We start from the raw sequence: 14516 nt of genomic DNA, 5'->3' as shown, positions 1-14516 counted from the left end.
TGCGATGCGAGTCGCGGTCATCATCCGGTTCGATTTTCCGCTGTTGTCCGGAATAAAAAAAGCCACCCCTGTTATGTTGGATTTCGAGTGTCGATTTCCGGCCTGTTCCCAATGCGTTGGGAGCCCCCACCCCTGTTAACAATAACAGGGGTGGGAAAGCGCATTAACAGGGGTGAGCGACCGCTGTTCATGCCGGAACAGCGGTCGCGCAGGACGCGTAAATTATCCAGTCATGTCAAAGAGCGCGGCGGCGCCGACAGGCGTTCCGTCCACCACGACACTGGCATGTCCAGCAGCAAGGTTGAATCGGCGCGAGCCGTCGTGCCGCCTGCGCTGGATATCGATCTGCCCAAATCGAAATATTCGCTTGGCATGACGCCATGTAACCGGTTACAGAATTCTCGTGGAACCGGTTACACGCGTCGTCAGAACGTGAACCGCCACCCGGATCGGCCCAGGCCCGATTCGCCATGGAGAAGGATTGAAGGGGCAATGGCCACGGCTACCATCAGGGATGTCGCACGCACTGCGGCCGTATCGGTCGCCTCAGCCTCGCGCGCCCTTAACGGCCATCCGAGCGTCACACCGGCGACGCGCGCGCGCGTGCTCGAGGCGGCCGACGCGCTCAACTATGTCCCGCATCTCGGCGCGCGCAGCCTGTCGACCCGGCGATCGAACACGATCGGCGTGGTCCTGCCCGATCTGTTCGGCGAGTTCTTTTCCGAGATCATCCGCGGCATCGATTATGCGGCGCATCGCCGCGGACTGCAGCTGCTATTGTCCAACATGCATGGCAGCGCGCAGGAGACCGCAGCGGCGCTGCGCGCGATGCGCGGACGGGTCGACGGGCTGCTGGTCATGTCGCCGCAGCTCGACGCCGATTTCCTGGCGCATAATCTGCCCAAGGGCCTCCCCGCCGTGGTGCTGAACGGACGGATCGAGGGCGCGCGCCATGCCTCGATCGCAATCGACAACCAGGCCGGAGCGCATGCCGCCGTTGCACACCTCGTCGCGCAGGGGTGCAAGCGGATCGCGCATCTCTCCGGCCCCCAAGGTAATGCCGATGCCGATGAACGCGCGCGCGGCTTTCGCGAGGCGGTGGCGAGCATGCTCGGCGATCATGACCCGGTCGTGCTGGCCGGCGATTTCAGCGAAGAGGCGGGGATTGCCGCCGGAACCGAGCTGGCAGGCAGGGATGTAGACGGCGTGTTCTCCGCCAACGACATCATGGCGATCGGTTGCATGGCCGCCCTGAGTGAGGCGGGGCGGACGATCCCGGGCGATATCGCCATGGTCGGTTTCGATGACGTGCCGATCGCCCGCTATGTCACGCCCGCGCTCAGCACGATGCGAGTGCACATCGCACAACTCGGCGAAAGCGCGCTGGAGCGGCTGGTCGCAACGATCGAGGCGGACCAGCCGCCCGAAGCGACCGCCGAATTTCTCATGCCGGAGCTCGTCGTACGCGCCTCCAGCGCGCGCACCGGCATCATCACGTCAACAAAGGGTCCGCACGATCGGACGCAGGGGAGAGTGGTATGAACAGGTTCATGAAAGCAGGGCTGCGCGCAGCTTTAGTCTCTACGACCGTGCTGGGCGGCACGGTGATGATGGTCGCTCCGGCGGCGGCGCAGACAACCACCGCGTCGGTGCGCGGCCAGGTGACGGGTGCCGATGGTGCGCCGGTCAGCGGAGCGAGCGTGACCGCGGTCAACACAGGCACCAATCAGACATTCCGCGCGACGACCGACGCGAACGGCAGCTATTCACTCAACGGCCTTCGTCCGGCATCCTATGACGTGACCGTGACCGGCGCCGATGGGATAGAAGCCAAGCAACGGGTGAGCGTTGGCATCGGCCAGAGCGCGAGCCTGAACGTGACGCTGGGGGCGGCCGTCGCGGATTCCGGTACGGCAGCATCGGGTGACGACATCATCGTCACCGCGGCATCGCTGGTCGAAACAAAGACAAGCGAAGTCGCGACCAATGTCAGTCTGCAGCAGATCCGCTCGCTGCCGCAAACCGACCGCAACTTTCTGTCCTTCGCGGCGCTTGCACCGGGCGTGAAATATAATGACAGCGAGACCGATAAGGGCTTTTCGTCCGGCGCATCGACCGCGAGCCAGGTCAATGTCTTCATCGACGGCGTGTCGTTGAAGAACAAGCTGCGCGAAGGGGGCGTCGCCGGCCAGCAGAACAGCCGCGGCAATCCGTTCGGTCAGATCGCCGTGCAGGAATTCCGCGTCCTGACGCAGAATTACAAGGCGGAATATGAGCAGGCCGGCGCCGCGATCATCACCGCGGTGACCAAGTCGGGCACCAACGATTTCCATGGCGAGGTGTTCGGTCAGTACACCGACAAGGGACTGAGCCAGAAAGGCTATATCGATACCAGGCGCGGCAACGTCGAACCGGCGTTCAAGCGCCAGCAATATGGCGTGGCGCTGGGCGGCCCGATCATCAAGGACAAACTATTTTTCTTCTTCGCGTATGAGGGCAATGATCAGGATCGCGCCAAGAATGTGTTCGGCGGCACCAACACCGCCGCCCGTGCCGAATTCGAGGCAGCGACCGGCCGCCGCCTGAGCGAATTCGAAGGGCCATATGTCAGCCCATTCCGGGGCGATTTCTACTTCGGGAAATTGACCCTGACGCCGGACGAACACCAGGTTTTCGATCTGTCCTATAGCCGCCGTCAGGAGAGCGATATCCAGGGCTTTGGCGATAGCATCGCCTACAGTGCTGCCGAGAACAAGATCAACCTCGTCGAAACCTATTTGTTCAAATGGACTTACACCGGGGAGAGCTTCATCAACGAATTCAACGCCAATTACCTGAATTACAATTTCAACCCTACGTCGCTGAATCCTGATTTGCCGCAATTCGAATATGTCGGCGTTCTTTCCTTCGGCGGCAAGGATTCAACTCGAGACGAGCGGCAACAGGGCTATACGATCCGGGACGATTTTACCTACTCAGGGCTCGACGGGCACACCTTCAAGGTCGGCGCACGCGTCGAGGTTACCGATATCGAATACGACAACCAGGCCTATATACAGCCACATTACACCTTTACCCGCGATATTGGTTACTCATTCCCGTCGGAAGCGCGGCTCGGCCTGGGCAATTCGCTGATCCAGTCATCGAACACGCAGGTCGGCCTGTACCTACAGGACGATTGGGACGTGACCGACCGGCTGCAGCTCAACCTCGGCCTGCGTTGGGATTATGAAACCAACGGCTTCAACAATGATTATGTCACGCCATCAGGTGCCGCGGCGGCCCTGCGCGCGCTGCCGTCGACCTATTATTTCAACCCCGAAAACTATATCACAGACGGTAAGGACCGGTCACCGTTCAAAGGTGCTTTCGCACCACGCTTCGGCTTTTCCTGGGACATCAAGGACGATCAGAGCACGGTGATCTTCGGCGGCATCGGCCGCTATTATGACCGCAACAATTTCAACAACACCGTTGACGAGATCAGCCGCCGCGTGAACCCGATCGGCGTGTTTCGCTTCTCGGCCGACGGCCTGCCGCGCAATAACCTGCCGACCGTGATGTGGAATCCGAGCTATCTGACTCGCCAAGGGCTGATCGACCTGCGCAACACGTCGACCTCCGGCTTGCCCGAATTGTTTGCGGTGAAGAACGACGCGAAGCCCCCGGTCAACGATCAGGTCAGCCTCGGCGTACGCCAGAAATTCGGCCAGTGGCAGGCGTCACTTACCGCATCCTATATCCGCGGCCGCAACGGCTATACCAACCTGTTCGCGACCCGTAACAACAATGGATACGGCACCTGCTGCAATACCGCACCGGTCATCCCGTTCGGTTACTCGAACGTATTGATCGGCTATGACGGCCTCGATACGCGCTACAAGGCGCTCTATTTCACGCTCGACAAGAATTACACCAAATCGTCGGGCTGGGGCTTTAACCTCGCCTATACGCTGTCCAAGGGCGAGCAGAACGGCAACGATTTGTTCAGCCTCGATGGCCTGACGCCGGACAATTATGGCTGGCGCCCGAAAAAGGACGATGAACGCCATCGTCTCGTACTGTCGAGCATCGTCGATCTGCCGTTGGGTTTCCAATTTTCGACGCTGAGCACCTTTGGCAGCGGCAGTGCCTATCTGGCGACCGACGCGACGAATGGCTTCGGCCCGGGCCAGCTCCGGCAGACCTCAGCCTATCCGGAGAAGAACTGCATCAAGGGCGTGTTCGCCTTCTGCGAAGTCAATCTCACCCTGGAGAACCGGCAGAAGCTTTTCGGCAATCACGAAGTGAGCTTCGCGGTCGATCTGCTCAACGCGTTCAACAACAAGAACTTCAAGGACTTTGACGGCTTTTTCAGCAACAACCCATTGTCCTTCGATCCGCTCGATCCGGCCGACGCCCAACATGCCGGCAACACACTCACCCTGCCGCGGCGCATCCAGTTCCGCGCCGGATATCGCTTCTAGACCCCTCCCCCTGCCGGCGGCGTCCCCCATCCCCTTGTCGGGCGCCGCCGGGATTTTTATTTCGCGTTATCGACGGAGTTTCCCATGACCACGCGCCGCGACCTGCTGCACGGATCGGCGTTGGCGCTGGTCGCATTCGGCGCCGGCTGTGCGCCCGCTGTCGGGATCGCCCGGGCGCCGGCCGAGCCGGCCCTGATCGGCGATTTGCAGGAACGCACCTTCCGCTTCTTCTGGGATACGACCGACCCGAAAACCGGCCTTGCGCATGATCGCTGGCCGACCCAGAGCTTCTCGAGCATCGCCGCAGTCGGCTTCGCGCTGACCGCCTATCCGATCGGGGTGGTCAATGGCTGGATCACACGCGCCGAAGCGCGCGCACGGACGCTGACCACATTGGAGTATTTCGCTGCCCTGCCCCAGGGCCCCGCGGCGACGGGCATGGGCGGGTATAAGGGTTTCTTCTATCATTTCCTCGAGCGCGACACCGGGCACCGCTTCCGCGACACCGAGTTGTCGACGATCGACACCACTTTGTTGTTCGGCGGCATGTTGTTCGTGCAGAGCTGGTTCGATAGCGACCATGAAGATGAGCGCCGGATCCGCACGCTGGCCGACGATCTTTATGCGCGGGCCGACTGGACCTGGATCCGCCCGCGCGCGCCGTTGATCGGCATGGGCTGGCGGCCGGAGAATGGCTTCATCCCGAGCGACTGGGACATCTATAACGAGGGCCTGCTGACCTATCTGCTCGCGCTTGCTTCCCCCACCCATGCGGTCGAACCGGAGACGTGGGATGCGTGGACCGCCCGCTTCGAGCCGCAATGGACCGATAAATGGGGCGGCAAGCCCTATCTCCATTATCCGCCGCTGTTCGTGCACCAGTACAGCCATTTATGGGTCGATTTCCGCGGCATCGCGGACCGCTATATGAGCGCCAAAGGGATCGACTATTTCGAGAATAGCCGCCGTGCGACCTATGCGCACAAGGCCTATGCCGCCGCCAATCCCGGCCAGTTCGCCGGCTATGGCGGCGACATCTGGGGCCTGACCGCATGCGACGGGCCAGCGGATTTTCGCGACCGCATCGACGGCCGGGAGCGCGCATTCTTCAGCTATTCCGCGCGCGGCCCCGGCGACCGCGACGACGGCACGATCGCACCGACCGCGGCCGCCGCCTCGATCGCCTTCGCACCGGAGATCGCGATCCCGGCGATCGAGGCGCTGCACCGGCAATACGGCAAGGGCATCTATGGCAAATACGGGTTCATCGATTCCTTCAATCCGACGCTGACTGACGCGAAGGCACCGCTCGATCATGGCAAGATTCTGCCCGGCATCGGCTGGGTCGGGCCCGATTATCTCGGCATCGACCAGGGACCGATCGTGCTGGGAATCGAGAATTGGCGCACCGGCATGATCTGGGCGACGATGCGCAAGAACCCGCATATTCGCCGCGGGCTTAAGCTTGCCGGGTTCAAGGGCGGATGGCTGGGTTGAACCTGCCCTTCTCCCTGCGGGCGAGCGTGCTGGCTCTTGCTGGGTTGCTTCTCGCAAGCTGCGCACCGGCGTCGACGAAAACCACGCTCGACATCTGGGCGATGGGGCGCGAGGGTGAAGTCATCGGGCAGCTGATCCCTGCGTTCGAGAAGGAAAATCCGGGTATCGTGGTGCGGGTGCAGCAATTGCCCTTCACCGCCGCGCATGAAAAACTGCTCACTGCCTTTGCCGGTGATGCGCTGCCCGACATGGCGCAGCTCGGGAATAGCTGGGTGCCGGAATTCGTCGCGCTGGGTGCGCTGGCGCCACTCGACGCGCGCATCGCGGCAACGCCGGCGATCGACCGCACGGATTATTTTCCTGGCGTATGGGACTCGAATGTCTTCGCCGGCGCGCTGTACGGCGTGCCCTGGTATGTCGACACGCGGCTGCTCTTCTATCGCCGCGACCTGCTCAAACAGGCCGGTTATGATCACCCACCGCGCGACTGGACGGAATGGCGCGCGCAGATGCAGGCGATCAAGGCTTTGGTCGGGCCGCGGCGATACGCGACCTATTTTCCGCTGAACGAATATGAAGTGCTGGTCGTGCTTGGGCTCAACCAGCCGCAGGAAATGTTGCGCGATGGCGGCCGCTACGGCAATTTCCGGAGCCCGGGCTTCAAGGCTGCGCTGGCCTTTTACACCGAAATGACCCGCGACAAGCTCGCGCCGATCGCGACGAGCACCGAGATCGCCAATGTCTGGGACGAATTCGATCGCGGACTGTTCAGCTTCTACATCAGCGGCCCGTGGCAGATCGGCGAGTTCAAGCGCCGCCTGCCGGCCAGTCGCCAGGGGATCTGGATGACAGCCCCAGTGCCCGGTCCCGATGGCCCCGGCATATCGAATGCCGGCGGGTCGAGCCTGGTGCTGTTCAAGACATCCGACAAGCAGGCGGCGGGCTGGAAGCTGATCGAATATCTCTCCCGTCCGGCGACGCAGGTCCGTTTCCATGCCCTGACCGGCGATCTGCCGCCGCGCCGCAGCGCCTGGACCGCGCCGTCGCTGCGGGAGGACCGCTATGCGCGCGCCTTTGCCGATCAATTGCTGCGGGCGAAGCCGACACCCAAGGTGCCCGAATGGGAGCGGATCGCAACTGAGGTGCGCCTGGTGGCGGAGGCCGCCGTGCATGGGCGGCTGACGGTCGATCAGGCGGCCACGCAGATGGATGCGCGAGCCGATGCGATCCTGGCGAAACGACGCTGGATGCTCGATCAGGGGACAGCGAAGTGACGGCACCCTGCCTCCTCCCCGTTCGTGCTGAGCGTGTCGAAGCACTGCTCTTCTTTTCCGACATTGAGAAGAAGAGCGGCCCTTCGACAAGCTCAGGGCGAACGGCCCCGGGAACGCACCGTCCATGAGGCGCGAGGGCGCCGCCTGGATCTTTGTGGCACCCGCGCTGGTCGCGCTCGGGTTGTTCTTCTTCCTGCCGGTGCTTGCCGCGCTGGTGCTGAGCTTCACCGATTTCGACATTTATTCGCTCGCCGATATCCGCAATCTGCGCTTCGTCGGGCTCGACAATTACCTGACGCTGCTCAGGACGCCGTTGTTCTGGAAGGCGCTGGGTAACACGCTCTATTTCGTCATCCTTGGCGTGCCGCTGTCGATCGCCGTGTCGCTCGGCGCGGCGCTGCTGATCAATTCAAAACTGGCGCGCTTCAAGGGCCTGTTTCGCACGCTCTATTTCGCACCGGTCGTGACCACGCTCGTCGCGGTCGCGGTGATCTGGCGTTATCTGCTGCACACCGATTATGGCCTGATCAACTGGGCACTGGGCGGGCTGAGCATTGGGCCGATCGACTGGCTTGGCGATCCGCATTGGGCGATGCCGGCGATCGTCATCTTCGCGGTGTGGAAGAATTTCGGCTATAACATGATCATCCTGCTCGCCGGGCTGCAAACCATTCCCGACGAGCTGTACGAAGCGGCGAAGATCGACGGCGCCGGACGCTGGGCGCAGTTCCGCCACGTTACCCTGCCGGCACTCGCGCCGGTTATGCTGGTGGTGTCGATCCTGACCATGGCAGGCTATTTCCAGCTGTTCGCCGAGCCCTATGTCATGACCCAGGGCGGACCGGTCGAGAGCACTGTCTCGGTGCTCTACTTCATGTTCGAACAGGGCTTCAAATGGTGGAATCTGGGCTTCGCGACATCAGTCGCGTTCGTCCTGTTCGTCATCCTGTTCGCGATCACATTGCTGCAGCTGAAGCTCTCGCAGCGCTGGAGCGACCAGTGAAGCGGGGGCATATCGCCACCAATGCGCTGATGGTGATGCTCGGCCTGTTCGCGGTCGCACCATTGCTTTGGATGCTGTCGGTATCAATCATGCAGCCGGGCGAGGCGGCGCATTTCCCGCCGCCGCTGCTCCCGGCCAAACCGACCATAGCCAATTATGTCACGCTGTTCGCCTCGACCGATATGGCGCGCTATTTCGCCAATTCGCTGCTGCTTGCCTGCCTCGCCACCGCATTGTCGCTGACCTTCAACGTGATGGCCGGCTATGCGTTTGCCAAGCTCAATTTCCGCGGCCGCGACCGGATCTTCCGTTTCCTGCTCACCGCTTTGGTCATCCCGGCACAGGTGGCGATGATCCCGCTGTTCCTGATCTGCAAGGAGCTGGGGCTGGTCAACAGTTTCGGCGGCGTGCTGGTGCCGTCGATCGCGACGGTGTTCGGCATCTTCCTGGTGCGGCAATATGCGCTGGCCATTCCCGACGAGATGCTCGAGGCAGCGCGGATCGACGGGGCAAGCGAGTTCCGCATCTTTCGCGTCATCGTGCTGCCCTCGCTCGGGCCGATCCTGGTGACATTGGCCACGTTCAGTTTCCTTGGGTCGTGGAGCGATTTCCTCTGGCCGCTGATCATCCTCAACGATGGCGACAAGGCGACGCTGCCGGTCGCGCTGGCCAATCTCAGCCGCGAGCATGTGCAGGATTTCGAGCTGATGATGGCGGGCAGCGTAGTGACCTTGCTGCCGGTGCTGATCCTGTTCGTGGCGCTGCAGCGCTATTATATCTCCGGGCTGCTCGCCGGGAGCGTCAAGGGATGAGCGCGCTGGTCAGCCGCAGCAAGGATGGCGGCAAGGGCGCGATCCCCCCGCGCCTGACCATTTATCCCGGCACCGGACATGCTTTCTGGGTGCCGGCCTATGACGACCCGGCGCTGTACCGCTGGCTGTTCGAACAGCGGCGTGCAGTACCGGCCCCCGATATGAAGAAGGACAAGAAATGACGAAGACGGTTTTCCCCGATGATTTCCTGTGGGGATGCGCCACCGCCGCCTATCAGATCGAGGGGTCACCGCTCGCCGACGGCGCCGGCGCGAGCATCTGGCAGCGTTTCAGCCATGACCCGCGGCTGATGGCGACCAAGGGCGATACCGGCGACGTCGCGTGCGACCATTATAACCGCATGGAGGACGATGTCGCGCTGATGAAGGAATTGGGGCTGCAGGCTTACCGCTTCTCGGTCGCCTGGGGCCGGGTGCTGCCCGAGGGCACGGGGCGCGTGAACGAGGCCGGCCTCGGTTTCTACGAAAGGCTGGTCGACAAGCTGCTGGCGAATGGCATCGAGCCACTCTGCACGCTCTATCACTGGGATATGCCGGTCGCGCTCGACGATCGCGGCGGCTGGCTCAACCGCGACAGCGCCGACTGGTTCGCCGATTACGGCCGGGTGCTGTTCGACCGGCTCGATGGGCGGGTGAGGAAATGGGTCACGCTCAACGAACCCTGGGTGGTGACCGATGGCGGCTATCTGCACGGCGCGCTGGCGCCGGGACACCGCAACATGTTCGAGGCACCGATCGCCAGCCATAACCTGATGCGCGCGCACGGCGCGGCGGTGAAGGCTTACCGCGAGACCGGCAAGCACGAGATCGGCCTGGTGGTGAATCTGGAGCCGAAATATGCCGCATCGGACTCGCCCGAGGACCAGGCCGCGCAGCGCCGCGCCGAGGCCTATATGAACCGCCAATATCTCGAACCCGCGATCCATGGCCGTTACCCGCCCGAGCTGAAAGAGATTTTCGGCGAGGCCTGGCCTGACTGGCCGGCGGAGGATTTTGCGCTGATAAAGCAGCCGATCGATTTCATCGGGGTCAATTACTACACCCGCAACGTGACGCGCGCCGATGACAGCTGGCCGCTCAACGCCGGCCCGGTCACCCAGACCCAGGCGACCCATACCACCACCGGTTGGGAAGTGTTCCCGCAAGGGCTGACTGACGTACTGCTCTGGGTGAAGCAGAATTACGGCGATCTGCCGCTCTACATTACGGAGAATGGCGCGGCATTCTACGATCCGCCCAATGCCGAGAACGGCAGCGTCGACGATCCGCTGCGCGTCGATTATCTGCGCAAGCATATTACTGCGATCGGCAACGCGATCAAACAGGGCGCGGATGTGCGCGGCTATATGCTGTGGTCGTTGCTCGACAATCTCGAATGGTCGCTGGGCTATTCGAAGCGCTTCGGCATCGTCCACGTCAATTTCGAGACGCAGATACGTACACTGAAGAATTCGGCCCGGCTCTATTCGCAGGTGATCGCGACCAACGGCGCCACACTCTATTGATTTGTGAAGACGGCACTTGCCCGCCCTCCCACCTGGCCACCCATCCAGTATGATCCTGTGGGAGGGCGGGCTGGTGCCGTCTTTAATCACGCAATACCAATCGATCTTTCCAAATCGGGCCGACGGCCTTAAGCCGCCGCCATACCCGAGTCTCGAAAGGTCATTGCCATGCGCGAAGCCGCGATCGTCGCCACCGCCCGTACCCCGATCGGCAAGGCCTATCGCGGCGCATTCAACATCACCGAGGCGCCAGTGCTTGCCGGGCATGTGATGAATGCTGCAGTGGAGCGCGCCGGGATCGATCCGGCGCGGATCGACGATGTGTTCTGGGGCGTTGGCGGGCAATGGGGCACGCAAGGCGGGAATGCCGGGCGCATGGCGATCTTCGCCGGCGGCCTGCCACAAAGTGTCCCGGCCTTCACGCTCGATCGGAAATGCGGCTCCGGCCTGACCGCGATCGCGCTCGCCGCGCGCTCGATCATGGCCGACGATGTCGATGTCGCGCTGGCCGGGGGCATGGAATCGATCAGCTTCACCGTGACCAAGGACGCGCCGCGCTACATCAACCAGTCGGTCGTGGCGAAGCAGCCCGCCGCCTATATCCCGATGATCGAAACCGCCGAGATCGTCGCCGAGCGTTACGGCATCACCCGCGCGGCGCAGGACGCTTATGGCGCACAAAGCCAGCAGCGCGCCGCCGCAGGCCTCGCTGCCGGCGCGTTCAGGGAGGAGATTGCGCCGATCACGGTCGAGAAGGCGCTGTTCGACACGGAAGGCAATCGCACCGGAACCGAAACGGTGACGCTGGAACATGACGAAGGCATTCGCGCCGGCACGACGCTGGAAGGATTGAGCGCGCTGAAGACGGTCTGGCCCGGCGGCGAATTCACTGGCCCGGGCAGCAACATCACCGCCGGCAATGCCAGCCAATTGTCCGACGGCGCGGCGGCGCAGATCCTGATGGATCGCCGCACCGCACTGGCCGAGGGCAAGGAAATCCTCGGCATCTATCGTGGCTTCCAGGCAGCGGGCTGCGGCCCGGAGGAAATGGGCATCGGCCCGGTCTTCGCGATCCCCAAATTGCTCGACCGCGCCGGGCTGTCGATTGCCGATATCGGGCTGTGGGAGCTGAACGAAGCGTTCGCGTCGCAATGCCTATATTGCCGCGACCATCTCGGCATCGATCCGGAAAAGTACAACGTCAATGGCGGCGCGATCGCGGTCGGGCATCCATTCGGCATGACCGGCAGCCGGCTGGTCGGCCATGCGCTGATCGAAGGCCGCAAGCGCGGCGTGCGCTATGTCGTGGTGTCGATGTGCACCGCCGGCGGCATGGGCGCGGCCGGGCTGTTCGAGATCGTGTAATCCGGCGCCGCCCGGCCCTTCGTGAGGACCGGGCGGCCGCAGGGTTCAGGCCAGCGCTTTCTTGACCGCCGCTTCCGACTGCGCGTGCAGCGCCCAGAAGTCGCGCACCGATCCCCCCGCCAGCTTCGTCTGGAGCACCGCAAGATGCGAATACCAGCCGCCGCCGAAATCGGCGAGCCCGGCCGGGCCGCTGATGCCGTTATGCGTCAGCACCAGCCTGGTACGCTCGCCATCGGATGAGAGATCGAAGGTCGCGACCCCTTCCTTCCCGCTGTCCCAGGTAAAGGCGAGGCGGTGCGGCGGATCATAGGCAACCACCGTTTCACGCCCGATATGGCCTTTTCCGGCCTTGTATTTCTCGGGATAGGGGACGTCGTCGGTCGATAGATTGTCATGGTCGAAGACCAGCTCGACCACCCCGCCCTCGTGCGGTTCAATCGCACCGCCGGCGAACCACTGGCTGCGCAATTCCGGCTCGACCAGCCAGCGCCATACCGTCTCGATCGGCGCGTCGAGCGTGCGTTCCATGCGGATTGTGTCAGGTGCCGGGTGCTGCAGATCAATCATCATTCTTCTCCATTACGGTCGCGAGGGTGTTCAGGATCATGGTCCAGCCCTCACGGGTCCGGTCCTCATAAGCGGCCCATTGCGGATCCATTTCGTGAGTCAGCGTCAGGGTCGATCCCTGGGCGGTGGCGGCGATCGCGATCGATACGCGAGTCCATTCGCCTTCTTCCGCGGGATCGGCGGCAAACAGGAACACCAGCCGGGTCGGGCGATCGATCACCTCATATCTGAGTCGGTGCCCCGCATCGCCCGCCGGTCGCCGCTCGACGATCAGCGCGCCACCGCCGACCCGGGCGTCGATCTCGACCGTGCGCATTTCGCCGCCCGGTGTCGCGAACAGGAACCTGCCGGCCTGCGCCGGGTCGAGCCAAGCGTCGAACACCCGTTCCGGCGACGCGGCGAAGTCGCGCGTCACCGTCAATATGATCGGGCCGCTCATTTCGCGTCCTCGTAGATCATGATCCAGTTGCCGCAGCGATCGTCGAACATCGCGGTCGTGGGCGTGGTTCCCTCGCCCTTGCGCGGCGGCGATTTGAAGGCGACGCCGGCCGCGGTCAGCCGGTCATGCTCGGCTTCCACATCGGCGACAGCAAAGGCGGTGAGCGGGACGCCATTGTCCTTCAGCGCGCGCTGATACTCCTTCACGAAGGGGAAGCCGGCCGGCTCCAGCGAGATTTGCGCGCCGTCGGGTTGTTCCGGCGATGCCAGGGTGATCCAGCTGACCGGCCCCATCGGGATATTGACCTTTTCGACGAAACCCAGCGTGCCGGTGTAAAAGGCAAGCGCCTTGGGCTGATCGTCGACAATAATCGTCGACAAGGTGATTTTCATCCTATCTCTCCTCGGGGGTCTTCGGGCTCGTCTGAGAGTCGGTCGCGATCAACGCCTCGAGCGCATCGAGGCGGATGGTCCAGAACTGCTCCCATTGGCGCAGCCAGGCCTGAGCTTCGCGTAGCGGCTCGGCGCGCAACCGGCACAGCTGAGTCCGACCCGCCTTGCGCCGCTCGACCAGTCCGGCGCGTTCCAGCGCTTTCACATGTTTGGCCGCACCGGCGAAGCTCATCGCATGCGGCGCGGCGAGTTCGCCGATGCTGCGCTCCCCACCCGCCATGCTGGCGAGCATGGCGCGGCGCGTCGGGTCCGAAAGGGCAGCGAAAGTGGCGTCGAGTCGTTCAACCATATGGTTGTATATCGACGCGCCGCACCAATTGTCAACCAGATGGTTTAATATCTTTGCATGGAGCTGATCGATATTGCCGTCGCCGCGCATATCCCCAAGCGCAGAAGGGGTTCACGCGGAGCCGCGGAGCCGCGGAGACGCAGAGAGGCAGAGATGCTAGCGGCGCGATCAGCCCACTCCATCGTGTCCAGTACATGTGACCAAGTTCATGGTGCTCACGCCGATGCCGCGGGTAGGCCGACTCTGCGTCTCCGCGGCTCCGCGTGAGCCATCGTCCTGAGCCGCTGCCGAGCCGCCTTCCCGATTATCCTAGCCGGGCTGCGCCATCATCAGTGCCGCGCGCAACGTGCGCACGACAATCTCGTCGCGCTGGTTGAGGCCGATATGCTCGAAGGTGACGATCCCCTGTCCCGGCCGCGAATTGGATGCGCGCAGTGCCTTCACTTCGGTTTCGACATGAATCGTATCCCCAGCAAAGACCGGTTTGGGAAAGCTCGTCTCGCTCATGCCGAGATTGGCGATGGTCGTGCCGAAGGTCGTGTCCTGTACGCTCAACCCGATCACCAGCCCAAGCGTGAACAGCGAATTCATCAGCGGTTTGCCAAACTCGGTGGTCGCGGCATAGGCATGGTCGATATGGATCGCCGCCGGATTATGCGTCAGCGCGGAGAACAGTATATTGTCCATATCGGTCACGGTGCGCCGGATCTCATGGACGAATTTCCGCCCAACCTCGAACTGCTCGAAATATAGTCCCGCCATTGGTCCTCCGGTCGGCTCGATCTCTGATTCCGTCGCTATACGCCGAGCATGCCGACACTGCGCAA

At 62.8% G+C, this 14516-nt stretch carries 14 protein-coding genes; 9 read left to right on the top strand and 5 right to left on the bottom strand.

The genetic code is table 11. The features are described from left to right. Positions 1–492: 492 nt before the first annotated feature. The 9 genes from ACRECS_RS22255 (at position 493) to ACRECS_RS22215 (ending at position 11942) form a co-directional block, all read left to right on the top strand. A complete protein-coding gene (locus ACRECS_RS22255; RefSeq protein ID WP_431585152.1) occupies positions 493–1542 on the top strand; it encodes a LacI family DNA-binding transcriptional regulator in 1050 nt (349 codons plus the stop codon). Then, entirely contained in the window at positions 1539–4466 is a 2928-nt protein-coding gene (locus tag ACRECS_RS22250) for a TonB-dependent receptor (RefSeq protein WP_431585151.1), read from the top strand. Before ACRECS_RS22255 ends, ACRECS_RS22250 begins: the two co-directional genes overlap by 4 nt. An 84-nt stretch (positions 4467–4550) precedes the next feature. After that, positions 4551–5963 carry a glucoamylase family protein gene (locus ACRECS_RS22245; protein ID WP_431585150.1) on the top strand — a complete coding sequence of 471 codons (1413 nt, stop codon included), beginning with the start codon at positions 4551–4553 and terminating at the stop codon, positions 5961–5963. Continuing rightward, positions 5951–7237: a sugar ABC transporter substrate-binding protein gene (locus tag ACRECS_RS22240; protein WP_431585149.1), complete on the top strand. Its 1287-nt coding sequence runs from the start codon at positions 5951–5953 to the stop codon at positions 7235–7237. Before ACRECS_RS22245 ends, ACRECS_RS22240 begins: the two co-directional genes overlap by 13 nt. A 124-nt stretch (positions 7238–7361) precedes the next feature. Continuing rightward, positions 7362–8240, top strand: a complete 879-nt coding sequence (locus ACRECS_RS22235) for a carbohydrate ABC transporter permease (RefSeq protein WP_431585148.1) — start codon at positions 7362–7364, stop codon at positions 8238–8240. After that, positions 8237–9052 (top strand): carbohydrate ABC transporter permease, encoded by an 816-nt coding sequence (locus tag ACRECS_RS22230; protein WP_431585147.1) that lies wholly within the window; start codon positions 8237–8239, stop codon positions 9050–9052. Before ACRECS_RS22235 ends, ACRECS_RS22230 begins: the two co-directional genes overlap by 4 nt. Next, a complete protein-coding gene (locus ACRECS_RS22225; RefSeq protein WP_431585146.1) occupies positions 9049–9234 on the top strand; it encodes a hypothetical protein in 186 nt (61 codons plus the stop codon). The genes ACRECS_RS22230 and ACRECS_RS22225 overlap by 4 nt, the downstream gene beginning before the upstream one ends. Beyond that, complete coding sequence (locus ACRECS_RS22220; RefSeq protein WP_431585145.1) at positions 9231–10577, top strand: GH1 family beta-glucosidase; 1347 nt, start codon at positions 9231–9233, stop codon at positions 10575–10577. The genes ACRECS_RS22225 and ACRECS_RS22220 overlap by 4 nt, the downstream gene beginning before the upstream one ends. Before the next feature lie 168 nt (positions 10578–10745). After that, positions 10746–11942, top strand: coding sequence for an acetyl-CoA C-acyltransferase (locus tag ACRECS_RS22215; RefSeq protein WP_431585144.1), 1197 nt, complete (start codon positions 10746–10748; stop codon positions 11940–11942). 45 nt (positions 11943–11987) lie between these two features. Here ACRECS_RS22215 and ACRECS_RS22210 read toward each other — a convergent pair whose 3' ends face one another. The 5 genes from ACRECS_RS22210 to ACRECS_RS22190 all read right to left on the bottom strand — a co-directional run bounded on the left by ACRECS_RS22210 (position 11988) and on the right by ACRECS_RS22190 (position 14451). Beyond that, complete coding sequence (locus ACRECS_RS22210) at positions 11988–12509, bottom strand: SRPBCC family protein (protein WP_431585143.1); 522 nt, start codon at positions 12507–12509, stop codon at positions 11988–11990. Further along, on the bottom strand, positions 12502–12948 hold the full coding sequence (locus ACRECS_RS22205; RefSeq protein ID WP_431585142.1) for an SRPBCC family protein: 447 nt from the start codon (positions 12946–12948) through the stop codon (positions 12502–12504). The genes ACRECS_RS22210 and ACRECS_RS22205 overlap by 8 nt, the downstream gene beginning before the upstream one ends. Continuing rightward, the gene (locus ACRECS_RS22200) at positions 12945–13340 is read right to left on the bottom strand and encodes a VOC family protein (protein ID WP_431585141.1); all 396 of its coding nucleotides are present in this window, start codon (positions 13338–13340) and stop codon (positions 12945–12947) included. The genes ACRECS_RS22205 and ACRECS_RS22200 overlap by 4 nt, the downstream gene beginning before the upstream one ends. 1 nt (position 13341) lies before the next feature. Further along, a complete protein-coding gene (locus ACRECS_RS22195) occupies positions 13342–13689 on the bottom strand; it encodes an ArsR/SmtB family transcription factor (protein ID WP_431585140.1) in 348 nt (115 codons plus the stop codon). A 309-nt stretch (positions 13690–13998) separates the two neighbouring features. Beyond that, a complete protein-coding gene (locus ACRECS_RS22190; protein ID WP_431585139.1) occupies positions 13999–14451 on the bottom strand; it encodes a MaoC family dehydratase in 453 nt (150 codons plus the stop codon). Positions 14452–14516: the final 65 nt, after the last annotated feature.

It is taken from the genome of Sphingomonas sp. (genome assembly GCF_050725575.1).
Classification (GTDB): Bacteria; Pseudomonadota; Alphaproteobacteria; order Sphingomonadales; family Sphingomonadaceae; genus Sphingomonas.
The sequence above is the reverse complement of the archived record's forward strand: the minus strand, read 5'-3'. Positions and strand labels throughout refer to the sequence as shown.

Coding starts and splice junctions, on each gene's coding strand:
- ACRECS_RS22235 (WP_431585148.1), top strand. CDS start 7,362: ATGAGGCGCGAGGGCGCCGCCTGGATCTTTGTGGCACCCGCGCTGGTC.
- ACRECS_RS22240 (WP_431585149.1), top strand. CDS start 5,951: ATGGCTGGGTTGAACCTGCCCTTCTCCCTGCGGGCGAGCGTGCTGGCT.
- ACRECS_RS22200 (WP_431585141.1), bottom strand. CDS start 13,340: ATGAAAATCACCTTGTCGACGATTATTGTCGACGATCAGCCCAAGGCG.
- ACRECS_RS22225 (WP_431585146.1), top strand. CDS start 9,049: ATGAGCGCGCTGGTCAGCCGCAGCAAGGATGGCGGCAAGGGCGCGATC.
- ACRECS_RS22210 (WP_431585143.1), bottom strand. CDS start 12,509: ATGATTGATCTGCAGCACCCGGCACCTGACACAATCCGCATGGAACGC.
- ACRECS_RS22195 (WP_431585140.1), bottom strand. CDS start 13,689: ATGGTTGAACGACTCGACGCCACTTTCGCTGCCCTTTCGGACCCGACG.
- ACRECS_RS22215 (WP_431585144.1), top strand. CDS start 10,746: ATGCGCGAAGCCGCGATCGTCGCCACCGCCCGTACCCCGATCGGCAAG.
- ACRECS_RS22205 (WP_431585142.1), bottom strand. CDS start 12,948: ATGAGCGGCCCGATCATATTGACGGTGACGCGCGACTTCGCCGCGTCG.
- ACRECS_RS22250 (WP_431585151.1), top strand. CDS start 1,539: ATGAACAGGTTCATGAAAGCAGGGCTGCGCGCAGCTTTAGTCTCTACG.
- ACRECS_RS22220 (WP_431585145.1), top strand. CDS start 9,231: ATGACGAAGACGGTTTTCCCCGATGATTTCCTGTGGGGATGCGCCACC.
- ACRECS_RS22245 (WP_431585150.1), top strand. CDS start 4,551: ATGACCACGCGCCGCGACCTGCTGCACGGATCGGCGTTGGCGCTGGTC.
- ACRECS_RS22190 (WP_431585139.1), bottom strand. CDS start 14,451: ATGGCGGGACTATATTTCGAGCAGTTCGAGGTTGGGCGGAAATTCGTC.
- ACRECS_RS22255 (WP_431585152.1), top strand. CDS start 493: ATGGCCACGGCTACCATCAGGGATGTCGCACGCACTGCGGCCGTATCG.